A 23,321-nucleotide genomic window follows, 5' to 3' on the forward strand; every position below is an offset into this window, starting at 1 on the left:
AAACGGCACCTAAATGCCCGATTCGTTCAAGGGCCTTTAGGTCATACCCTTGTGGTACTAACATTCCGTGTAAAAAGCGTTCTACGGAATGAAGTTTCACTTTATTGTTGAGGATAATGCTTTAGCAGTTTTATGTACGTTTGCGCTTGAGAGTAACAGCAACTCGAAATATCATAAAAGTGTAGTTATATCGTAAAAATGATTAAAAACTAACCACCAGCGGATAGGCGAGTCTCCACTGGTGGTTAGTTTTGCTATGATATTATTGTACACCAACTCTATCCCATGCATCGGTAACCGCATTCGCTGTTTGTTCATCATATAAATCTTGTGCTGATTGTATTAAAGCTTGACGTGCATCTGCAAAATTGCTGTTCGGTGTTAGGTAAACAGTTATTGCTCGATAGTAGATTTGTTCTGCTTTATCTACACCTATTGTATTGATCGTAAGATAAGCAGCTTTATTAGGAATCCCACTATTGATATGGACTCCACCCCAATCTCCTTCACGTGTATTCGGTAATTTTTGATATTTATCCATATGATCCGGCTGATTGTACTTAGTTGGATCTTCTAAGCTGCGAAGTCCATCTCCTTCTATGCCAGGTGTGTACACATCTTCACCGATTAACCAGTTTTCAGGATCAACAAAATAGCCAAAGACATCTGCAAACGATTCGTTTAGTGCACCCGGTTGATTTTCGTATACCAGATCAGCTGTTTCCTGAATCACAGCATGAGTCAATTCATGAGCGACGACATCTTTTGCTCCTGATAGGTAAGTGAATTCCACGCCATCGCCATCTCCATAGATCATTTGGTTGCCGACCCATGCTGCATTATTGTAATTATTTCCGTAGTGAACGGATGACCGGATCGAAGCACCATTATCATCATAACTCACTCGACCAAACCTATTTAAATAGTAATCGAATACTTCACCTGCATAGTAGTGAGCATCTACAGCTGCTCGCTGTGATTCACTATTAAAGTTATTATCACTATTTGTCACATAAATACCAGGGAGATTATTAACGAATGCGCCTTGATTATCAAACGTTTCTATTACACCGTTCATTTGTTTGGTAGTGTCATATAAATAATATTCATTTTGATGTAAAAACATATTTAATTGTTTCGTATCACCTAACGTACCTATTCCGGTACCGGTAGTTGCCGCTTCTTGAACCTGGTTTATAGCTTTTAGGATTGTTCCATTTTCTGCATTTACCCAAATTTGCCAGTTGGCTGGATAAGGTTGAGTAAATTGCAGTTCAACGTGATAGGCCAATGTATAATTTTTACCATCTTGGAAAACTACTAAATTAGCGTTTTCTTGAAGGGAATTAAAATCTTCACCTGTTAACGACTTTATTTTTTTATCAGCTTTACTTCGTTTTACATTAATATGCTTCCATGCGGCATTAATCGCCTTCTTCTTCGTTAATTTATGTTCTTGGAGCAATTGGGACGGAGCATCTGGATGAAAATCACCGTTTACCGCAGTTATTTTTCTATCTTTGGTCACGTGTACAACGACTTTTGAATTGTCTATGGGAATATTCTGAATTTTGGGTTGATAAATATAATGAGTCATTCCTACTTCATCTACATTAGCTTCGATAAATGCTAACTCTGTTTTTGGATTTGTTTTAAATAAATCTTGATTTGCTTGAAAGAACGCTCTGACATCACTTTCTTTGGTCACTTTTTGATCGGATACTTTTCCATTGATAAATGAAGGCACGTCTTCCATACTATCTTCTTCCCACAATGTTTCTGCATCAGGCTTAAGCTTCCATGCATCATTATTGGCAGCACTGATTACTTGTCCATTACCCATTACTAAGGCGGTCGTCATTGAAATTGCTCCAATTGTTTGAATCCACTTTTTTTGCATTTGCTTCTCTCCTTTTCTTTGGGAATTATTGGTATTAAATTTGGAATAATAGTATCGCAGATTTAAATGATATGCAATGAACTATTCGACTTATTTTTACAAGTTTTTTATATATATTGAACTATAGTTTAATAGGAAAAATAGGGTTATTTACTAACAAAAAAAGGTTATATTAACAAAATATGTTTATTTTATTGGGCGAATATTACCAATAAATAAATGTATATTACTTAATTAGTAGGTGTAAACTGTTATGCTAATTAATAGAATTATAGAAATATTCTATTATAAATAGTATAATAGAATCAGATTGACAAAGATTACAAAGACACCGTTATCAAAATTTAAATAAGGAGTGGTTAAGTGACGACAAACAGAGGGGTAGTCTATGTAAGTGCAGGGAAAGTAAAAGTAAGGGATATTGGTTATCCAGAACTTGTTTTACGTGACGGACCTGGAGTAAACCCCTTGAATGTAGGAAGAAAATGCGAGCATGGTGTCATTTTAAAAGTAATTACGACGAATATTTGTGGTAGTGATCAGCATATGGTTCGAGGAAGAACAACAGCTCCCAGTGGTTTAGTGCTCGGTCATGAAATTACTGGAGAAGTTATTGAAACAGGCAGGGATGTAGAGTTTATCCAAAAGGGAGATATTGTATCGGTACCATTTAATATTGCTTGTGGACGTTGTAGAAATTGTAAACGTCAGGATACACATATCTGTGAAAATGTTAATCCAGACAGACCTGGCTCTGCCTATGGTTATGTGGATATGGGTGGATGGGTTGGTGGTCAATCCGAATATGTCATGGTTCCATATGCTGACTTTCAACTATTAAAATTTCCAGATAAGGAACAAGCAATGGAAAAAATTCTTGACTTAACGATGCTTTCTGATATTTTCCCTACCGGATATCACGGTGCGGTGAATGCTGGTGTTCGGCCAGGAGTTACAGTTTATGTTGCTGGAGCTGGGCCTGTTGGATTAGCAGCAGCCCATTCTGCACAATTACTTGGTGCATCTGTTGTAATTGTTGGCGATTTAATTGAGGAACGGTTAGCTCAAGCAAGAAGCTTCGGTTGTGAGACAATCAATCTTCGTGAACATATAAACATAGGAGAACAGATTGAACAAATTCTTGGAGTACCAGAGGTTGACTGCGCGATTGATGCGGTTGGGTTTGAAGCAAGTGGTCATGGTGAAGGAGCTGTAGAAGCACCAGCAACGGTTTTGAACACTGTAATGAATATAACTCGTGCTGGTGGTAGACTAGGTATTCCAGGATTGTATGTGACTGGAGACCCTGGAGGTATTGATGAGGAGGCAAAAGAAGGAACGTTAAAAATTCGTTTTGGACTCGGTTGGGCCAAAGCTCATACCTTTGTAACCGGGCAAACTCCGGTTATGAAGTATCATCGAGATTTAATGATGGCCATTTTAAGTGAGAAAGCACAAATTGCTAAGGCAGTAAATGCTACTGTAATATCGCTGGATGAAGCACCGGCAGGATACCAAGAGTTTGATGGCGGAGCTTCCAAGAAGTTTGTCATCGATCCCCATCGATTAGTAAAAAGTTAGATATATTTGATAATACAGATGAAATATGTAATCAATACGAAATTTATGAGAAAAACAGCTCCTAAATCCCCGATTTGTTTGGGCAACAGGACAAGGAAGCTACGTAGATGATACATCGCAGTTTTCAAGGACAAGGAAAAACTACGTCAGCGACATATCGTGATTTTTTAAGGACAAGAAAAGCTTCGGTAACAATACATCGCGATTTTTCAAGAACGCTTTTGATCTACTGTTTTAAGGAGAAAATTGCTCCTTGAATGAAGTTTCACTTTATCCTTTTTGTCAGGTGCCGTAAAACTACCACTTCAAGATGATAGAGAATACGGAGAAGTCTAAATTAGAGATAACGGCTCCTAAATCCCCGATTCGTTCAAGGTTCTTAGGTCATACCCTTGTGGTACTAACATTCCGTGTAAAAGGCGCTTCACGGAATGTTTCACTTTATCTTGAGAAGCTCTGCCGTTTGTACATCGCTAGCTGAGCATTTTTAGCTTCTTAGCGTAATTTTTATAAAGTAGGTGTGTTGTTGCTACATACCGTAAAATTTAAAATGATGAACGAAATTTAATTTGTTGTAACGTTTTATGTAGTCGTCCGTCAGTATAGTAAACCATTAAAATACAAGGGGCGGATGATATGATGAAAAAGTTCTTTCTATGTTTTTTATTTTTTTTGCTAGTGCTTGGAGGCTGTAATGACCAAACGGAATCTGATAATACTAGTAAACAGATGGCAGAAAATATTCATGTGGAAAATACTATACCAATTAAACCAAATGAAGATTTAAGTAAGAATGAAGACGCTTCAGAACAAAATGAAACGGGGGAAAACATAACAGCTGCTGATAACTATACTGCTTCTGGTCGGAAAATCATTTATACAGCAATAATTCAATTAGAAGTAAAATCTGTTAAGCAAAAAGTAACTCAATTAGAGCAGTTAATTGACGCGCAGGGTGGTTATATTGTCGACTCTACCACCCATAAAGATTCCAAAAAAGGTAATGTAACTGGAAGTATAACAGCAAGAATACCTCAAAAAAATTTTCAGTCGTTTATGAAAAAAGTGGAGACAGGAGAAGGAAAATTGATGGAGAGCTCTGTTTCAGGAGAAGATGTGACAGAGGAATTCGTTGATTTAGAAGCACGGTTAAAGTCAAAAAAAGTAGTGGAAAAGCGATTGCTTTCTTTTATGGAACAGGCTGATAAAACAGAAGATTTATTGGATATCTCAGATAACCTAGCCGATGTTCAAGAAGAAATTGAACAAATTACTGGGCGAATGAACTATTTAAAAAATAAAGCTGACTTGGCAACCATAACGATCGAGATACGAGAAAATCATACGGTGATTAAAAGTGAAGATGATTTAAATACATGGGATAAAACAAAACAGCAATTTCTTAAAAGCATTAATATAATTTTGATGGCGCTTTCTAACAGCTTTGTTTTTATTGCCGGTAATATTCCTATTTTACTTTTATTGGGCTTGATTAGTTTTCTTTTATTTGTTTTTATAAGAAAAAAGCGGCGTAATAAGCGATCAGCGGATTAACCGTCAATCAAAATTGGTAATTTTTAATTAATGTAAATTTAAAATAAGATTTATTTTTTATTCGGCAATAAGCACTACTAACTGCAGCAAACAGGAGCTGCAGTTTTTAAATGGTAAAAATAGGTTTGTCTATGAAGTTTAGCACAGAAGGTAATTCATGTGACTTCTAAAAAGAAATTCAAATAAAGTAGTTAGTTATTTAAAAGATAAAGAAATTATAAAGTTTACGGTATGATTAATTTATCGTGATATAGTACTTATACAGGAGGAAACATGGATGCAAGCAACTATTTTACTGGTAGAAGATGATGCAGAAATCGCTCGTGTTATAAGAGATATGTTTGTCCGTAATAATTACAGAGTAACATGGGCTACAACGGGATTAGAGGGATGGGAAGATTTCCAAGCTGCGACGTACGATCTCGTTCTCGTGGATTTAATGCTTCCAGAAATGGACGGATTTTCCTTATGTAAAAATATTCGTTTAAAAAGCGATATCCCTGTAATTATTATTAGTGCACGAAGAGCTGATCAAGATAAAGTGGAAGGACTGGGTTTAGGAGCAGATGATTACATAGCAAAACCGTTTAGTATGTTGGAATTAAAAGCAAGGGTTGAATCTCATTTGCGACGCTGGAGAAGATATCAAGGCATTCTCGAACAACAGCATAAAACTGCGTATCTTCATGGGTTAACAATCGATTGGGACCAGCGTGAGGCTTTTCTTCTTAATAAGAGACTAATGTTAACGGGGAAAGAATTTGAATTGCTTGCTGTTTTAGCACAGCATCCTGAACAAACATTTTCCAAGCATGAGTTGTTTGAACACATTTGGAACCAATTGGAATCAGATGGAGTGCATACGGTTGCAGTTCATATTAAATCATTAAGAGAAAAACTTCGCGATTCGGTCAAAAATCCAAAATACATCCAAACGGTTTGGGGGAAAGGATATCGATTCATCGGTGAATTGAAATGAAAATAAAAGCGTGGCTTCTACTATCTTATTTTATGGTGATGATTCTTCCTGTCATAGCAGCATTCTTTTTATTTATGTTTATCAATGCATATAATAATGAGCTTAAAGTGAAAGAACATATCGAAATTGTTAAAGAAATAGACGTGTTAAAAAACATATTAACGGATCCGGAATTATACAAGCTAAATGTCAATAAAGATATCATCCAAAAGGCTTTAGATACCGAGGAAACAGTCGAGTTGCTAAGTAAAGATGGTGTAGTTATTTATGCTTCCTCTCCTTCTGCGACCTCAAGCTTTTATAAGTATACAAAAGAACAACTGTATGAGGATTTGTATAACTTAAAACAAGGTTATCGTTCATATACGTACCGCCAGCCAGTCTTTGATCATGATGAATTAATCGGCTTTTTCCATGTACAAATTCCACGTGAACAATGGTTGGAAGGGGTAGCTAATCGTACCTATTTAATTGGCGGTGGACTAATTATTGTATTTATTCTCATTTATTCAATGGTAGTTTTGCTTGTTAATAGGAAACTACATCGACCACTTCGGAAAATCATGAATGATATGACAAAATTTGCAGCAGGTGAAGAAATTAAAGAAAGTTCACCAAACAATGATGAGATTGGCGATTTAATGAGGCATTTTTATGCGATGAGAAATCAAATAAAAATTGCTCGTAATGCGATTAAACAGGAACAGCAAGCAAGAGAGTTTTTAATTGCAAGTGTATCCCATGATTTAAAAACGCCTCTAACTTCGATAAAAGCATATACAGAGTCTTTAATATATGAAGAGCAGCTTGATGATGAAGAGAGACAAGAGTATTTACATGTCATTATGGAAAAAGCGGATTTTCTTAAAACGATGCTAGATGATTTATTAACTTATACAACCTTGCATTCAACAGCGCAAGACATGGAATTTGTACGTGTGGAAGGAAAAGAGTTCTTTGAAATGCTTATTTCGGATTACGATGCCCTATGTAAGCAAAAAGGTATTTATTTGCATACATATCAGCAAGTTACGGGCGCATATGATGTAAATCCCAATCAATTAATACGAGTAGTGAATAATTTAGTAAGTAACGCCATCTCTCATACACCTTCGGGAAAGAGAGTTTGGCTGGCTGCTGTATCAGATGGCTTGCCAGAATGGATATTTCCTTTTGTAGATGAAGGTAGTTATTTACAGAATAAAGAGGTAGGTGTTTTACTTATCGTTCAAAATGATGGAGAGGGAATTACAGAAGATCTATTGCCTTATGTATTTGAACCGTTTTATCAAGGTAGCAAAGCAAGGAGCAAAAAGCATTTACAAGGAACCGGCTTAGGATTAAGTATAACCAAGCAGATTATTGAAAAGCACGGTGGAAGTGTAAGAATTTTTGCTGAAAAAGAAGTTGGTACTTGCGTGATTTGCAAGCTGCCAATAGCAACAGAAAGGTGAAAAATATGTGGAAAACAAAAATCGGATTAATCGTATATTGTATAGGAGGAATATTCGTGAGTTTTGGTTGTACACCTGAATCGAATCATTATTCTCCACAGGAAATGGTCAATCAAGCGTTAGCTGCTGAAGTAAAACCTTTAGCCTTCTATGGGGAGTCAACATCTGTTATAAGTGAAAATGGCAAGGAAGTAAAACGGTTTACTATGAAGGAATGGCGCAATGATGAAGGAAAGATTCGAACTGAATTACAAGGAGGCGATAGGGGAGAAAAGTGGGTCTCTGTAAATGACGGGACATCAGTTATTAGTTATGATCAAACACAAAACCAAGCAGTAATAATTGATGACCCGGAGATACTCGAATTAAATCAACCCTCGCCAAAGAAGCAAGTTGATTTTATTTTAGAAAAAATTGTAAAAACACATGAAATTTCCGATGGAAAAGAGGAAGAAATTGCTGGACGTAAAACGCAGCATATCATAGCTGAACCAAAAAAAGACAACAATTTATATGGTAAACAGGAATTGTGGATCGATAAGGAGAATTGGATTGTTTTAAAAATGATATCAGTTATCGGTGACCAAACCCAAGAAACGATATATAACGAGATTGATTTTGATACAAATATTCCTGAAGAAAAGTTTTCTCTTGATTTACCAAAAGATGTGGAAATCAAAAATCTAAATGAGGAATCTCCTGTTCGTGAAATTACTCTAGAAGATGTGCCAAAGGAATTGGGAAAGTCTATCCTCTATATACCTGAAACAAACGAATGGCAAATAGATAAGGTTGAACTAATCGAGTTTTCAGGTGAGTTTAAACGTAAAGAGGTAAGTATGGATTACATAAAAAATGATGTCCCATTTTTAAACTTATCGGTTTTTAAAACGCCGGATAAAGCGATAGATGAAAATTTATTACCTAATGAGCAAACGATAACCATTCGTGGTAAACGGGGAACGTACACAAATGATGAAAGCTTTCATAGTTTGTTGTGGGATGAAAATGGATTGCGTTATTCATTGCTTATAGATAATCAGAATATTGAGCTGAAACAGATAAAGGAATTAATTGAAAAAATGGTGCTGTTTAAAGAGGACATGCAAAAAGGGGATAAAAACGGCCAATAAGTTTTGAGGTTAGGCGAGTTTTGAATGGTGTGAGTGTATGAAAAATAAATACATATAACTTCTACAAAACTCATTCTCATGCAGAAAAAGAGCTTTTTTTGAAACATATTAAAGAAACTTAGCTAGCGGTAAGCAGAGCGCAGTCGCTAGCTGAGTTGCACTTATACATGTAGAACTTAAACTACGTTGAATGAACTTGAATGCTTAATTTCGCATGTAATTTTAACTTGTGGAGAAATTCGATACCGTTTTTAGCTTGATTTTTGAAAAAACTTTTAAGTCGAAAAGAGTGAGTGAGACATGCAGTTAATTATGGTAATCGTGATCTTAGTAGCCATCCTTCTAGCTTTCCTTTCATATCTTATACCTAAAAAATTAAGTGTTCCGCTTGTAGTCGTTGGGGCCATTGGCTTAACCATGTATATAGTTGTCCGCCATTCATTTTTTGATGTGTTACTGCCAGTCAGTGTAATGTTAATCACCTATATCAGTTTTAGCGAGATCTTTGATAGAGATAAGTGGATAAAAAAGGAACAATTGAAGAAGAAAGTTGCGATATCGAATGTTCAAATGGTTGACCAGAATAAAGATGGAAGACGTATTTTCGTTGATAGTTGTTTAACAATTTTGATAAGCAGCATTTCAATCTTATGTCTTTTATTTGCACCAGAGACGTACATTGTATTCAAATATCTTATTGGTGTACATCTAATAATGATGTTTGCTCCATTTCTTAACAGAGTGGCTGATTATTTGTTTGCGACCATTTATGCTTTACCGGAAGAGAATAAAATCATTATTATTTCTCTATTCGAATCAAGGGAACTGCCAATGCGTGATTTAATCGATGTAAAAAAAGAGTCAGCTCCTGATGTTTTACGAATTCATCCAATTTTTACATTTTTATCTGAACATAGAGATTATACAAAAGCTTTTACAACTGTGCTGCGCTTGTCTTTTCCCGGTGTAACCATTTATCTTACTCCAAGCAATCCAGAATGGTGGTATGAACAATGGAGAAAAGATGAAAACGAACAAAGGATTGAGAAAGTAAAGCAAGTTTATCCTCTTTGGCATCCGAAAACGATCAAACGCTTACTATGGAAAGGCTATTTTGTCATCACAGTGAAAGGAATTTCAGCATATACAGGACTCTTATTTATCCTTATATCGTTAAAAACTCCATGGTATGGAATTGTATTATTTATCCTTACATGGTGGCTTTTTAATCTGTATATAGCGGATCAATTGCTTATTACCGCAACAGATGCAACAAAGGTAACAGAAGGGGAACTATACGTTATTGCCCAGGAAATTTTCTCGCGGGCAGGGATTACGAAGACAAAGCTGTATCTTATTGATTCACCAGTTTATAACGGGTTGGCAACAGGCATGAATATCGGAAAAGGAACAATTATGTTGACAACAGCTACAGCGAAATTGTCTAAGTCGGCTGTTGAAGCAATTTTGGCACATGAAGCGATCCATATAAAAAAGCGAGATGTTTTAATCAATCAACTAGCTCGTATAATTATAACTGCTGTGATCGCACTAAATGTATACTTGTTCTTTGACCAGATAAAGCTACTGGCCGATCATTTTGTCTTGTTAATGATATTTATAAACATTATGATGATAGCTTTTATTATTTGCTTGTCACTAATTGCTCAATGGACAGAGATAAGAGCAGATTATTCCGGGGCAAAGCTATTAGCGGAAGGTTCAACACAAATGGCAGAAGGATTACGCGAATTAGCACTTGCTCAAGATGGCTCAATCAATAAAGCTTTGCAGTACAGTACTGTTGATTTAAAAAGTGCTAAGGAAAATTCTTATACCGAAAGAGGCTCTTGGCTTTTCCGATGTATTGAATTTACTTTTTTGCCTCACCCACCGTTATATTGGAGAATTCATACATTACTTGAGAACAGAAGCTGGAGAAAGATAAAACAAACCTGGCTTATTGCACGTTTTAAAGCGTGTTTGCCTGATTTTTGTCAACGAAAATCGATACATGATAGTGAATAATTTAGCCTTGGGCGACTTTATCAAATCAAATATAAGAACAATACGATTGGTTTTAAAGTATAAAGAAGACAGAGTGACAATTAACATCAAAACATCGCTTTTACGACTTTATTCTGCTGAGCAATTGTTAAGTAAAAGCGGTACTCTGAAGGATGCTTTTAAAGATGAGTAAGTGAAAAATTAGTGCAGAAGTTGAGTCAACGGCATAAAAAATTTTACTGTAGAAAGTGTCACGTTTGTGCTGATAGCTTGCACTAATCAACGTTTTATTTAATGATTAGACATTTATTAACATCAATGCGAATATGGGAGCGGGTCAATGATGGAAATGCTTGTTGTAACAGCTATTATATTTTTATATTCAACCCACCAAGTTCTTCGAGTAAAGAAAGATGGAGAATTAATGTCAGAAAATAAACAGATTGCTTTGCCACTATATATTACCTCCATATTTATTCTTCTACTCGTTAATTATCTTTATTTTTCGCTATAAAAATTTTGAAAAGTACTTTAATTGAAAACACATATCCATGTCTTAGACAAATCATACTAACATATTGCTCCTCCATTTTAAATGGTGAAGCAATATGTTTTTTTGGCTAAATCACTAACATTGCGTTAATTATATCTGTCGATTTGAAATGCTTACAATATTCAAAAGTAACTTGTTCATACAACAAAAAAACCTTTACAATGAAAGTACAAATAGTTTTTGTCCAAATCCAAAAGTAAAGGACATCTACATGGACAAGAGTATATACTCATTTCTTGGCTATTAATATTCAAAAACTTACTGAACAAGTAAACGAATCTAAACAGGACTACGATACAAAAAAGTTTACAACCGAGGTTTATATTAAGCGTTTACTGTTTACCGAAATGCACGAATTCGAGAGTTAAAGAAGAAATGAGTGATGCACTTTTAGACGAAGCTAATCAAAAAACACTTGGGTTTGAATCGATCAGTGCTTCTTAAATATCACGAAAGACAGGGAAATCCATCCATCTATTCTTTCCAATCCCATGTTTGGATCTCGTGTGGAAATTTCGGCAGTATCCCTATAAAAACAGAAAGCATAGGGCATTAAAAATCATGGATTCAGTACACTTCCACTAAATTTTAGAAAAACTTGGCTTATCACCAAGTCTTTAGCGAAAGCTGTAGTTTTTCTTATACTATAAACCATAAAATTTTATACTTTCCTATAGTATAAACAACCATAAATAGGAACGTTTCGTAAAACAAAAGCCGGTGTAAAGCTGCATTTTCGACTAGTATTCATGGATAAGTGCACCGTTTATCCAGAAAAGGCAGTGAAATGACGACCTCGAAAGAACATTGACAGAAACCAACTGGAGATGAAAAGTAAAAAATCTTACTGCGAATCACTCGCTGATTAAAGAGAGGCTCTGGAAACCATCCTATGTTTGGATTAGGAAGTTGAAGAAAGATCCAGTCCGTAAATCAGCTTTTGCCGTTGCCATGAGTTAATGTATAATTTTACCAAATGGATAGTGCCACCTTTCTTCAGGTGTTGACTTGTTGGCACATAATTACAGAAAGTTGTAAACGGAATAGTCTTATTTTATTTATGTAATGCTAGTGATAGTTATATATGTATCAAAATTAAATGAATTTAAGTCAATGGGTAATAGGTATATTCTTAGCTCTGTTTACTATTATCTTATTCGGAGTCTCTATTTATATTTTTTTATAAACGATCTAATAAGTATACAGGTAGCCAATAGGAAAAAAGTACCGAGCAGTATTTTTTGTTAAATAACCTTAATTAATAAGTGCTTTCAATATTTTAATGGAAAAGACTGAAGCTTATCACTAGTTACAGTCAACTCTGATTTATGGAACCTGCAATTCGACGTGGTACCGATATCGATCCCCTCTATAAAAGAACTCCGCATATTCAATTAATCGATCTTGTTGGTCTCTAGTTATTCGTTGAACATATAATAATGGGCTGTTTTTTGGTACTTTCAAAAGTTTAGCCTTTTTCTCATTTGCAACTACTGACTCAATTGTCTCTTTTGCTTTTTTCACTTCATATCCTTTTTTGCGGAATAATTCATACAAAGAAACATTCGGTGCCCTAAGCTCTTCAGCAGATAAAGAGAGAAATGGAGGGCAGTATACACGTTGAAAGCCTATAGGTATATCGTCATATTGACGTAATCGTTCATGACAACTAACCATTGTTCCTTTTGGCAAATCAAGTTGTGAACATACCACCGGATTTGCCGGAATAGCCTCTTCAAATGAAATTAAGGATGATTGTAAAGAATTTTCATTATTTTCTTCTGAAAAACTTAATAATTTTTGTAATTGCAATGATTTTTTTTGACTAAGAACAATCGTACCTACACCATGAATTCGTTGAACATATCCTTCATCTACCAACAATTGCACGGCATGTCTCACAGTGATTCGACTCACATTGTATTGTTTTTGTAGGTCAGGCTCTGCTGGTAATAGATCACCAATGGGATAATCCCCATTGGTGATCTGTTGTTTTAATTCCTCATAAATTTGTAAATATTTAATTTTGTTTCTTCTCATAAGTAATCACCACATTTGCTAATAAATTTGCTAACTCTACCAAATTAAAATCATTAGCACGTTGTACAGTCTTAAACAAAGACTGGAAACTTGAATCAGTTAAGTCCACAAATGAACCAACCATAGAACCAACAATTGTTGCAACAGTATCTGTATCGTATCCAATATTTACAGCATCAATCACTGCTTGTAAGGCATTGTCCTTATTTAAAGCAACAATTCCAAATGCACAGGGTACGGCTTCTGAAATATGCAAGCCGCTTCCAACTACTTGTGATAACTGACGCAATTTTTCTTCTTTTGTACCAACACCATTTACTATATCATACGCTAATTTTATACGTTCTACAACATTTGGACCTGCTACTTCACGAGAAATGATTTTTGCTTTTGTTTCACCACGTAAAGCTCCATATAAACCTGCACTTAAAGCATCATCGACTGTTGCATGAGGTGCTAAAGAAGCACTTGTGGTAGCAGCTACCGCGCAAGCACCAGAAATTGCTAAAGAATTATCATGTGTTACTTGTGTGATAGTAATCGCCGCATCAATAGCTCCTTCCAAATCGTTTGGATGTAAAATACCAGCTGGTGCAATTTTCATTGCTGCCCCATTCGTAGCTTTTGATGCATAGTCTACCGCTGCTGCTCCTGGTAACGGTTTCATTTTTAATGAGGGGTCTTTATACATTGCCACTGCACTACGAGTTGTAGGACCTGCAAAACGATCAAAATACCAAGGAACATCTGACCAATCTAAAATAGCTTTTATTACAATATCTTTATCAATAACACCATTATTTTTCAAAATAGCTTGGCATAGAAAATATACTTGGGAAAAATCATCTGTTACTTGTCCTGCTTCATTTCCAAGTGCAAATGCTGTTTCACCAGGTTTTTCAAACTTAGTTACAGTACCAAATTGTGCACGAATTTGATCAAACGATAAATTTTCAGTTGCTGCTCCCATCGCATCCCCAATTGCTGCCAATCCTAAAATTCCTTGTATTTTTGAATTCAAATCCATTTCGATTATCCTTTCTATAATTAGTATTCTATTTTTTTGAAGCAGACATTTCTGCTTTTGGATCTTTAATACCAAAAATAATTGTTAATAACATACCACCAAAAAAGGAAATTGCTAAACCAATGACATATGCCCATAATGTAGGTCCTGCAAATGCAGGAATTGTTGTCAACCCACCAAATACAAAAGCGTTACCTACTACATGAAATGCACCCATGAACGCACCACCAAGAGCAGCACCTAAACAACCAGCTACTAATGGACTCTTAAATCTCACACCCAAGCCATAAATTGCCGGTTCCACAATCCCAGATAAAAAGACAGAAGTTATTGCAGTTAATGAAAAATTCTTCAATTCTCGATTTCGGCTAAGTAAGAAGATAGCAAAAGCAGCTCCTGCCATACCAAAATTCGCATTCGCACCGTAAGCAATAAAAGCAGAACTACCTGTTGAAGCTATTTCAGGGATAATAACCATCGTATTCGGTGCCCAATGCACACCAAACATGATTAAAACATTCCATATTCCGCCTATAATAGCTCCAGTAACGATTTGGTTAATATTTGCTAACCAGTTCACAAGGTTGGCAATACCTATACTTAAATAATTTCCGATTGGTCCAATTATTCCAGCAGCAATTGGAACTAATATTACTAATAATATAGTAGGGATCACAATCATATGCAAACTATTAGGTAGTTTTATTTTCATAAAATGTTCCATTTTTGATTGTACCCAAGTAGTTAAAATCGCCGGAATGATTTGACTAGTATAATTAAATACAGGAATCGAAAGCCCTAAAAATGTAATCGTATTCCCGCCATCACCTTGTACTAGGTCGATGAAATCAGGCATAATCAAGGCGCCCATTACAGCAACCGCAATATATGGACTTGTATCAAATCGTTTTGCTGATGTAATAGCGACTAATAATGGCAAGAAGTAAAATACTGAAGTCGCTGCAAGAGTTAAAACTAAATTTGTTGTACTATCAGTCGATAACCAACCTAGCTCATTAGCTAAAATCGTGAACCCCCGAAGCAACCCTGAGCCAGCTAATAATGGCAATAACGGTGAAAAAATACTGACAACTAGAGCAATAAACTCATTAAACCAATGACGCTTCTTGTTCTCTGTATGTGAAACATCTACAGTATCGTTATCCATATCAGTTGATTTATTTGCCTTCCACACCTTCACAAATTCATCATAAACCTCATCGACATGGATACCAATCACTATTTGAAATCCTAAGTCCTTATCAACAGTTCCTGCTACACCATCTAACGCTTCAATTTTTTCTTTTTGAACTAGTGAACGGTCTTTTAATGTAGGGCGTAATCGTGTGGCACAATACGTTACCGACACTATGTTGTCCGACCCTCCCATCAATGATAACAATTGACTTGCTAAGACTCTGTTTTTTTTCATAAAAACGTCTCCTTTCTATTTTTTTAGACTAGAAACATCATTGTTATCCCGAGAGGTTATAACGTCATATCCTCATATCAAGAATACACGAATTTATTAGTAATGTAAAGGTTTACATTTGATTTTTTAAAATTAAATTCTATGGACTAACCTCTTGTTTTCAACAACTTATCTACTATTTTTTCTTTAATTCCTTAAAACTATACTTAATTTGTAATTTCATTGAGCTTTGCATCAGAGACGCCAAATTAAACTTAAGTGCACTTCCTTTAATTTTTCTAATGAGACTGGACAAAAGTGGTTTAGTCAAAGAAAAGTCCGAACGATGATTCAAAATTCTTCAATTAGAATTCGAATTAGTTTGGATTTCTCTTTTTATAAGCTTCCTTATTCCAGTAAACATTCGCATTTAGGTTAATCTTTTTAATTATGTCCCACCCTCAAATTCAGCTAGAACTAAAGCAACTGGTTAAATTCTATCTGTTATATTTGTGATTATTTGAATGGAGTTTTGCATAGTTTTTAAACCCTTTCCTTTAAGTAAATATTCTTAAGTTTGCTTTGCTGCTTCCGTATGTAATGTGCAAAATAAAAACATTAGTTTTCAACGGTATTTCGCGTTGTGACTTTTCATGGAACGACAATCATGATAACCTTTTCAGGCGAAATTACTTCATGATACATCTGGCTTTCTGCCTTTAAGCTCATGCTCGCAGAGGATCCATGTCAAGTTGCAACATTATGTATTTTCCTAATACAAAATACACTATGTAAAGGAAATTATCCTATGTCTGGATTAGGAAGTTTGAAGAAAGATCTAGTCCGTAAATAGCTTTTGCCGTTGTTGCCTTGGATTAATTGTATATTTTTATCAAATGAACAGTACTACCTTTCTTCAGGTTTTGATTTTTTGGCTCAAAATCACAGAAATCTGTTAACTGAATATTCTTATTTCATTTACGCAATACTAATGGGGCTAAATGATGATATAATTTGTTGCTTATGAATAATTTTTGTATACATTTTTATCCATATCAGATTCAAATCCTAGTTTCTAATGGCTACTTTACTCCTTTTTTGGCGGGGCAGCAGCCTTTTCGTTATTGTCTGGGTTGACCAAATACGCTTCTAGCTTTTTTTCTGGAAGGAATGCCGATCCTATCAAGACGGGACCCATTTTACAACGGTTAAATGATCATTAATAAAGCATAGAAAAAGAGGGAAAGATGAATAGATACAGGTGCTAAATGAAAAGGAGTATTTATATGTCTGCTTTTACGATCCTACGTCAGTTGTTTAATCGATATCTAACGTTTAAGGTATATGATCTTTCTGCACAGATGGCTTATTATTTTTTGCTATCTGTTTTTCCATTTCTGGTAGCGATCTATTCTTTACTGCCGTATTTGCCATTAAATGAAGATTATATTTTAGAACTAGTTCAACCATTTGCACCGGAAGCAACATATCGCCTAATTGAAAATACGATTTCTTACTTTTTAGTACAGCAAAAGCAAAATTTATTGTCATACAGTTTTATTACTTCTGTTTGGCTTGCTTCAATGGGATTTCAATCGATGAAGCGAATACTTAACATTGCTTATAATATTGAAACCAAAAAAAGCTTGTTCAAACAAGCGATAGAAGGAGTATTGCTTACAATTGGATTTATGATTGTAATCTTGTTTTCTGTTATTATACCTGTGATCGAAAGAATGATCAGAGACTATTTAGATGAAGTCTTTACTGTGCAAAGTTTTCAAAGCTTTTGGACTTTTTTTCAATGGGGGATCGGCAGTATGTTTATCGTTATTTTTTTAATTGGATTGTATTATTTTTCGCCTAACGTTAAATTAAAGGTTAAAAATGTTCTCCCGGGTGCTATTTTCGCAACAATCGCTTGGCAGTTTGTTTCTTTACAATTTGCATCCTTTGTTAGTTTTAATAACTACTCTGTCTTTTATGGTCAGTTAGGTGGTATTGTTGTTTTAATGCTTTGGTTTTATCTTTCCGCGATGATTATCATTATCGGCGGATTATTAAATACGATTATCTCGCCAATTGATCAATGATAAATCTGACTACGATCAGGTACTACCAGGGAAATGCCTTATTTAGCACGTAAACCCGCTTTTTTAAAAACATAGGTACTTTGGAAAATAGATTTTTATAAATTGAAAAACGCATCTCTCTCTTTTTGGTAATATTTATTCATGATTTAGCCATGCCCTGAATAGCTATAAAATAATGAGTCAAGCCTTTCGAAATATTAACTTAAAGTGTGTGTTCAAAAAGTGGATAATAGACTGAGGTCGGTCGGGTATAAAAATCGTAACGCCTTTAAAAAATCACGATGTGACACTGTTGAAGTTTTCCTTGTTCTTTTGCAAAAGCTGACACGAGCATATCCTGTGTGTCAAAGTTCGAGCGACGTAGTTTTGAGTAGCGCAGGCTATGCAGTTAAAAATAGGAGATGGCATTTAAAGAAAAACGTAGCTAGTGCTAAGACACCGGTATAAACGATCGTCTAGTTAGACTTATACGTAAGTCCAGAAAATTTTACAACATGGAAATAACTAGGAAACTAAAATTTGCTCTCCTTCATGTAGAAAGAAAACTTAGTATACTGGATCCAGTACTTATACATTGAATATTAAAGTTCCCCACTCGTTTTTTATTTCAGTGCTAACATCTTATCCTTTCTAACGTATAATTAATTCCACTAAGTATTTCTACCGGACTTTTTGAACATCCTCTTCAAGCTATCTATAGGGGGAAAACAAATGGTTGAATCTATTCTCGAATTATTTACAACCGAACAAAAAGCAGAAGCGATTTTAGCTAATCCAATTGTGGAGCTTATTTTTATTATTTTATTTTCTGCTTTTGTTTTAGCGCTAATTGTCCACTTAACTATATTTCGTAAGCTCAAACATATTAGAAACTATTTAAAGAATACTGGGCGTATGGATATTGAACCAGTCTTATCATTTAAAGAACAATATGAAATTCAACAGCAACAAGAAACGGTAAGGGTGGAAACGTTTGTGCAAGAAAAGTTTGCAAGTTTCCGTATGTTTCATATACCAATTATCAGTTTAATCAAGATGATTCAAATGACCGTTTCCGTATTTATCCTTCTCGGCGTACTAGGAACATTTATCGGGTTAACCTCCTCACTAGGTAGTATTAATTTAGCAGGAAATGAGATAGTTGAGGGGGTGGCAAATGTATTAGCAGGCATTGATGTTGCTTTTTACACAAGTATCGCAGGAATGGGATTTTCTTTAATTATGACAGTATTGATAAAAGTGTTAAATACGGAATTTATGCTAACAGATATTATGCTAATGACGGAAACAAAGTTGGAAGGTACACAAGAAAATGGCTTAAACCGCTTGATTACTGTATCGGAAGCCATTAATGATTCCATCTTACATTTAACAGAAACAAATCAGCAATCCTTTCAGACGATTGAATTTGCTTTTAAAGATTTTCAGGACTATACAACTGGTCTTCAACAATCAGCCAAAGATTTGGCATCCTTTAACGATGGACTCGCAACCAACCTTAAAGACTTCCAGCAATTGTTTCATAATATGAAAAGTGTAACGGAAGATATTACAACTGGTACGAATCAATTAAACGATAATTTCGCTACACTGTTTACTTACTTTAAACGAATGGATAAAAGAAATGAGCGAATGATGCAAGCATTAGAAAATACGTTTGAAAAGACAAGAGAACAAGCGAGAACGCAGCTTGATATATTGCGGCAATTTGAATCATCGATGGATGAAATCAAACAGTTCACTACTTCTTTATTGAATGAACAAGTAACTCTAAAAGCTGCATTTACAAGTATTCAGGCACAAAGCAAAGATCTCGTTAAGCAAATGGAGAAACAAAATAAAGAATTTAAAACTGTATTTGGTACAGATATTTCCACGAAGTTAACAGGGGTTATTTCCCAGTTACACGAACTTTCCGGAGTATTCGATCATATGGGAGATTCATTGATAAAGCTTCCGGAAGCTCTTGATGTGGTTAATCAAACACAAGCTGAATATAAACATCTGTTAACGGATCGCTTTCAAGATTTAAAGGAATTTAATCGTACCTTTCATCATCATTTAAAATCACATGCAACGAACATGTTATCGTTTGAAAAGCAAATGAAGGATGCAACTGGCACATATGAACAAATGGCTATGAAAAACAGTCAGTTTATTCAAGAAATCAACACAACAATGACAGAAATGAATCAAATTTATAAACAACAAGATACTCATTGGGAGAATCAACTTCATGTTTTAAAAGATGCATTAATGAATTATGTAAACAATTTAGAAGGATCTCTTGGTCAAAAGCTGGAGCACGTTGCTCAATCTATCCAATCTTATCTGAGAGAGGTTAATGATGGGTTACGCACGGAATTTTATCAACGCCGGAACGCAGAAAACAGCCAACAAAGTCAAGAAAGGTTTATCCAGCAAACATTACAAGAACTCGGTCGTGAAATTCAAATTTTAAATCAACATTTAGCTGCTTTATCACAGCGAACTTACTCGCAAAATAATCAAATAAGGTTGAATCAAAATGAATTCTAAATATCAGCGACTATTCAGGCAGGATCGGGATGAAGGACATTTTTGGCCCTCTTTTACAGATTTATTAACGACTATACTGCTATGCTTTATTCTTATTTTTGTCGCAATGATGATTATTAAATCGTTGCAAATTGAAGAAATGAAGCGGACCTTGGATCAAATTATGGGGGTAAGAGCAAAGCTGGTAAATGATTTAAAAAAAGAGTTTAGCGGGTCTAACTTAGGGGTTGAGGTGGATGAAAAAACTGGGGCGATCATTTTTAATACGGAGATTTTGTTCGAGTATGACAAAGCAGAATTGAAGACGGATTCTTTTACTTTTTTAAATGAATTTGTACCCAAATATTTAGACATTCTCCTGCAGGAAGGGTATGAAGAGTATGTGGCAGAGATTATTATTGAAGGACATACAGATCGGGATGGATCTTATTTGTACAATTTAAAATTGGCGCAGGATAGGGCATATAGTGTTGCGGATTATATTTTAAGTGAACAGTTTCCATATAAACATATTCAACAGCATTTAGAAAATAAACTAACCGTTAACAGTAAATCATTTTCAGATGTGAGAACAGATGAAGATGGCAAATACAGCGCCAAAGATTCCAGAAGGGTTGAATTTAAATTTCGCTTAAAGGATGAAGAAATACTTGATAAAACAAGAGAAATTCTAGGATCATAAAAGAACATAAAGGTGCTAGCCTTAAGCAGCACCTTTATGTTTATATCCGTTTCTCCATTGTGGATAGCTTTTTTAAAAGTAGCTTCGTCTAGTCGATGCGTTCGAGCTACAGTAAACTTCGATCCTCTTTCCTCTGTACATTTCATGTATGAAGTTTTGTTTGGTTTATCAAAACATTTTAAAATTCCTCATATACTGCAGGATCTTGGTTTTTTCTTCTGCCATCCGGCTTCGTTAATTTAGAAATGGCGTTCATTTCTGCTTCGGTTAAAGAAAAGTCGAAAATTGAAATATTCTCCAATTGGCGCTCGTAGGAAGATGATTTAGGAATCGCAATAGAGCCAAGCTGATAATGCCAGCGTAATATAATTTGCGAAACTGTCTTGTTATGCTGACGAGCAATATTTACAATAGTTTCATTGTTCAATATTTCATTTGCACGAGCTAATGGACTCCAGGATTGAGTCTGAATATGATTAGCTGCATGCCATTTTCGCTGCTCTGCTTGGTTGAAAAATGGGTGTAATTCAATTTGATTAATACTTGGTTTTACTCCTGTTTCTTTTTCTAAACGTTCTAAGTGCTCCGGCAGAAAATTACATACCCCAATTGAGCGAATAATTCCCCATTTTTTTGCATCAATTAAGGCTTGCCATGCTTCCACATACATATCTTGCTTTGGGTTTGGCCAATGAATTAAATATAAATCGAAATAATTCAAGCTGGCTCGATATAATGATTCTTGAATAGCGGTTATGGCCTTGTCATACGCTTGATAACGACCTGGAAGTTTTGAAGTAACCAGTAAATCTTCTCGACGAACAGAACTGCGCTTGATTGCTTGACCGACTGCCCCTTCATTCTCATAGTTGTAGGCAGTGTCAATTAGTCGATAACCGATATTTATGGCATTTACTATCGCATTAGCCCCTTCATTTCCATTTAATTTGTATGTACCAAAACCGATAGTTGGAACTGTTAAACCGTCATATAATGTAAATTCTGGTATGGTCTCAACCATATCATAACCTCCTTTTATAACGTTACACTTTAAGCGTACAATGAAATAGGCAAAAAGCCAAATCCTGTAAAGACAGCGCGAAAGGAGTTACAAACTTCTGACCAGCTTATTTTAGGCGATCTTTTTCGCTTTATCCCGGATTAACCGGCTGTAGATCGTTCAGCAAATAAGCAGCCGGACAAGTAGAGTAAGAGATAGTAACAGCACGATTCACTTCAACAAATATCCGTGGGAAGGAAAGCTTTTCACGGATATTCGTTGTTTATCAAGTAAACCAATCTTTTTATAAATCACAAAACTTTTATCGCTAAGTTGACCGTTTTTTTGATCAGGTTGAACAGTTTAAATTTCTTGGCCCTTTAATCAATGAACAGAATCTATGAAGTACTCAATATGTTAAAATCCGATTAAAAATCGGCAATGGTCATTCCCTTCGGTTTTACAACTTGTCCGCTTTACATCTTCTGTTTGTAGAACTTTTTGAAACAAAGACGTTTCACAGTGACAGGCTACTTTATATTTACTGGCCACAGCTAAAATAGGACAGTTATATTCAATCAATTCATATTTATTCGTTCCTATTTTTGCAACATCTGCCATATATCCTTTTTCATTTTGAATGGTTTTTAACTCTTTTATTTTTTCAATAGGTGATTTGTTTTCTAGTCGTACGTTATATTCATTTGTTAAGCGTTTTTCTCGATTTTGAAATAATTGCTCGATCGATTCTTCACCATACATCGCTTCTATGTCTTTAAGAAACTCAACAGCAAGACTTTCATAGCTTTTAGGGAAAAGCAATTCAGCGTTTTTGGTTAATATGTATTTTTGGATGGGTCTACCTATGGGTTGCTTTACTTCTACGGAATAGATAAGTTTTTCTTTTTCTAATATTGACAAATGTTTTCGTACAGCCATGTCTGTGATATGTAAGCATTTTGTAAGCTCTCCTACAGAGAGCCTGCTTTGCCTTTTTAATAAATATAAGATTTTATCCTTTGTGGACATTTTTTCCATATAATCACCTAAATTGTATTTATGCTGTATATATTGTATAAAAAATAAAGAAATTATAAAAGTGAAAACTATAAAAATAAAAAACTTTATGAATTATTTGCCTTGTAGGAGCAAATTAATTGCTATTCTATGAATGGTAAGCTATGATTTTTACATGCTTATTATACCAATTGGTATAATAAATGTGCGACAAATTTTTAGAAAATCAGAAAATGATTGTAGGTGCCATACTTTTTCTCACTTTAATGCTAATACTAGAAGTTCTCCAATTTGTAAATCGGTTAAGTTTTTGCTCTTGCAATATACCGAATTTGTATCCATTTTTCTATAT

16 protein-coding genes and 1 pseudogene are annotated in these 23,321 nt (G+C 35.0%); 11 read left to right on the forward strand and 6 right to left on the reverse strand.

What is annotated here, in order from left to right; translation table 11 throughout:
• Positions 1–262: 262 nt before the first annotated feature.
• On the reverse strand, positions 263–1,900 hold the full coding sequence (locus tag KQI21_RS10830; RefSeq protein ID WP_253291395.1) for a M4 family metallopeptidase: 1,638 nt from the start codon (positions 1,898–1,900) through the stop codon (positions 263–265).
• A 363-nt stretch (positions 1,901–2,263) separates the two neighbouring features.
• Here KQI21_RS10830 and fdhA point away from each other — a divergent pair, with 363 nt between their 5' ends.
• From fdhA to KQI21_RS17075, 8 genes and pseudogenes are all read left to right on the forward strand, one after another.
• On the forward strand, positions 2,264–3,481 hold the full coding sequence (gene fdhA, locus KQI21_RS10835; RefSeq protein WP_216484181.1) for a formaldehyde dehydrogenase, glutathione-independent: 1,218 nt from the start codon (positions 2,264–2,266) through the stop codon (positions 3,479–3,481).
• Between the two features lie 636 nt (positions 3,482–4,117).
• A complete protein-coding gene (locus tag KQI21_RS10840; protein WP_216484182.1) occupies positions 4,118–5,035 on the forward strand; it encodes a DUF4349 domain-containing protein in 918 nt (305 codons plus the stop codon).
• Positions 5,036–5,312: 277 nt separating this feature from the next.
• On the forward strand, positions 5,313–6,014 hold the full coding sequence (locus tag KQI21_RS10845) for a response regulator transcription factor (RefSeq protein ID WP_216484183.1): 702 nt from the start codon (positions 5,313–5,315) through the stop codon (positions 6,012–6,014).
• A complete protein-coding gene (locus KQI21_RS10850; protein WP_216484184.1) occupies positions 6,011–7,468 on the forward strand; it encodes a sensor histidine kinase in 1,458 nt (485 codons plus the stop codon). The genes KQI21_RS10845 and KQI21_RS10850 overlap by 4 nt, the downstream gene beginning before the upstream one ends.
• A gap of 56 nt (positions 7,469–7,524) precedes the next feature.
• Positions 7,525–8,601, forward strand: a complete 1,077-nt coding sequence (locus KQI21_RS10855; protein ID WP_216484185.1) for a LolA family protein — start codon at positions 7,525–7,527, stop codon at positions 8,599–8,601.
• Positions 8,602–8,901: 300 nt separating this feature from the next.
• Positions 8,902–10,629 (forward strand): M56 family metallopeptidase, encoded by a 1,728-nt coding sequence (locus KQI21_RS10860; RefSeq protein ID WP_216484186.1) that lies wholly within the window; start codon positions 8,902–8,904, stop codon positions 10,627–10,629.
• 319 nt (positions 10,630–10,948) lie between these two features.
• Positions 10,949–11,122, forward strand: coding sequence for a hypothetical protein (locus tag KQI21_RS10865; RefSeq protein WP_216484187.1), 174 nt, complete (start codon positions 10,949–10,951; stop codon positions 11,120–11,122).
• Between the two features lie 740 nt (positions 11,123–11,862).
• A pseudogene (locus KQI21_RS17075) lies at positions 11,863–11,991 on the forward strand (IS4 family transposase); the annotation flags it as partial.
• 496 nt (positions 11,992–12,487) lie between these two features.
• Here the strand turns inward: KQI21_RS17075 and KQI21_RS10870 are convergent.
• Genes KQI21_RS10870 through KQI21_RS10880 form a run of 3 tightly spaced genes read right to left on the reverse strand, consistent with a single transcriptional unit; the run spans position 12,488 to position 15,660 of the window.
• Entirely contained in the window at positions 12,488–13,201 is a 714-nt protein-coding gene (locus KQI21_RS10870; protein ID WP_216484188.1) for a GntR family transcriptional regulator, read from the reverse strand.
• Complete coding sequence (locus tag KQI21_RS10875; RefSeq protein WP_216484189.1) at positions 13,182–14,228, reverse strand: ADP-ribosylglycohydrolase family protein; 1,047 nt, start codon at positions 14,226–14,228, stop codon at positions 13,182–13,184. The genes KQI21_RS10870 and KQI21_RS10875 overlap by 20 nt, the downstream gene beginning before the upstream one ends.
• A 28-nt stretch (positions 14,229–14,256) precedes the next feature.
• The gene (locus tag KQI21_RS10880; protein ID WP_077320141.1) at positions 14,257–15,660 is read right to left on the reverse strand and encodes a PTS transporter subunit EIIC; all 1,404 of its coding nucleotides are present in this window, start codon (positions 15,658–15,660) and stop codon (positions 14,257–14,259) included.
• 1,265 nt (positions 15,661–16,925) lie between these two features.
• Here KQI21_RS10880 and KQI21_RS10885 point away from each other — a divergent pair.
• From KQI21_RS10885 to KQI21_RS10895, 3 genes are all read left to right on the forward strand, one after another.
• Positions 16,926–17,732, forward strand: coding sequence for a YihY/virulence factor BrkB family protein (locus tag KQI21_RS10885; RefSeq protein WP_216484190.1), 807 nt, complete (start codon positions 16,926–16,928; stop codon positions 17,730–17,732).
• A gap of 711 nt (positions 17,733–18,443) precedes the next feature.
• Complete coding sequence (locus KQI21_RS10890) at positions 18,444–20,270, forward strand: MotA/TolQ/ExbB proton channel family protein (RefSeq protein ID WP_216484191.1); 1,827 nt, start codon at positions 18,444–18,446, stop codon at positions 20,268–20,270.
• On the forward strand, positions 20,260–20,952 hold the full coding sequence (locus KQI21_RS10895) for an OmpA family protein (RefSeq protein ID WP_216484192.1): 693 nt from the start codon (positions 20,260–20,262) through the stop codon (positions 20,950–20,952). The genes KQI21_RS10890 and KQI21_RS10895 overlap by 11 nt, the downstream gene beginning before the upstream one ends.
• Positions 20,953–21,130: 178 nt before the next feature.
• Here the strand turns inward: KQI21_RS10895 and KQI21_RS10900 are convergent, their stop codons facing one another.
• Both KQI21_RS10900 and KQI21_RS10905 read right to left on the reverse strand, forming a co-directional pair.
• On the reverse strand, positions 21,131–21,973 hold the full coding sequence (locus tag KQI21_RS10900) for an aldo/keto reductase (RefSeq protein ID WP_216484193.1): 843 nt from the start codon (positions 21,971–21,973) through the stop codon (positions 21,131–21,133).
• A gap of 396 nt (positions 21,974–22,369) precedes the next feature.
• Positions 22,370–22,990, reverse strand: a complete 621-nt coding sequence (locus KQI21_RS10905) for a helix-turn-helix transcriptional regulator (RefSeq protein WP_216484194.1) — start codon at positions 22,988–22,990, stop codon at positions 22,370–22,372.
• Positions 22,991–23,321 lie beyond the last annotated feature (331 nt).

Source organism: Virgibacillus proomii (genome assembly GCF_018916875.1).
Lineage (GTDB): Bacteria > Bacillota > Bacilli > Bacillales > Amphibacillaceae > Virgibacillus > Virgibacillus proomii_B.

Excerpts from the sequence above, each read along its gene's own strand:
- KQI21_RS10830 (WP_253291395.1), bottom strand. The coding sequence starts at position 1,900 with ATGCAAAAAAAGTGGATTCAAACAATTGGAGCAATTTCAATGACGACC.
- KQI21_RS10840 (WP_216484182.1), top strand. The coding sequence starts at position 4,118 with ATGATGAAAAAGTTCTTTCTATGTTTTTTATTTTTTTTGCTAGTGCTT.
- KQI21_RS10845 (WP_216484183.1), top strand. The coding sequence starts at position 5,313 with ATGCAAGCAACTATTTTACTGGTAGAAGATGATGCAGAAATCGCTCGT.
- KQI21_RS10850 (WP_216484184.1), top strand. The coding sequence starts at position 6,011 with ATGAAAATAAAAGCGTGGCTTCTACTATCTTATTTTATGGTGATGATT.
- KQI21_RS10860 (WP_216484186.1), top strand. The coding sequence starts at position 8,902 with ATGCAGTTAATTATGGTAATCGTGATCTTAGTAGCCATCCTTCTAGCT.
- KQI21_RS10865 (WP_216484187.1), top strand. The coding sequence starts at position 10,949 with ATGATGGAAATGCTTGTTGTAACAGCTATTATATTTTTATATTCAACC.
- KQI21_RS10870 (WP_216484188.1), bottom strand. The coding sequence starts at position 13,201 with ATGAGAAGAAACAAAATTAAATATTTACAAATTTATGAGGAATTAAAA.
- KQI21_RS10875 (WP_216484189.1), bottom strand. The coding sequence starts at position 14,228 with ATGGATTTGAATTCAAAAATACAAGGAATTTTAGGATTGGCAGCAATT.
- KQI21_RS10880 (WP_077320141.1), bottom strand. The coding sequence starts at position 15,660 with ATGAAAAAAAACAGAGTCTTAGCAAGTCAATTGTTATCATTGATGGGA.
- KQI21_RS10885 (WP_216484190.1), top strand. The coding sequence starts at position 16,926 with ATGTCTGCTTTTACGATCCTACGTCAGTTGTTTAATCGATATCTAACG.
- KQI21_RS10890 (WP_216484191.1), top strand. The coding sequence starts at position 18,444 with ATGGTTGAATCTATTCTCGAATTATTTACAACCGAACAAAAAGCAGAA.
- KQI21_RS10895 (WP_216484192.1), top strand. The coding sequence starts at position 20,260 with ATGAATTCTAAATATCAGCGACTATTCAGGCAGGATCGGGATGAAGGA.
- KQI21_RS10900 (WP_216484193.1), bottom strand. The coding sequence starts at position 21,973 with ATGGTTGAGACCATACCAGAATTTACATTATATGACGGTTTAACAGTT.
- KQI21_RS10905 (WP_216484194.1), bottom strand. The coding sequence starts at position 22,990 with ATGGAAAAAATGTCCACAAAGGATAAAATCTTATATTTATTAAAAAGG.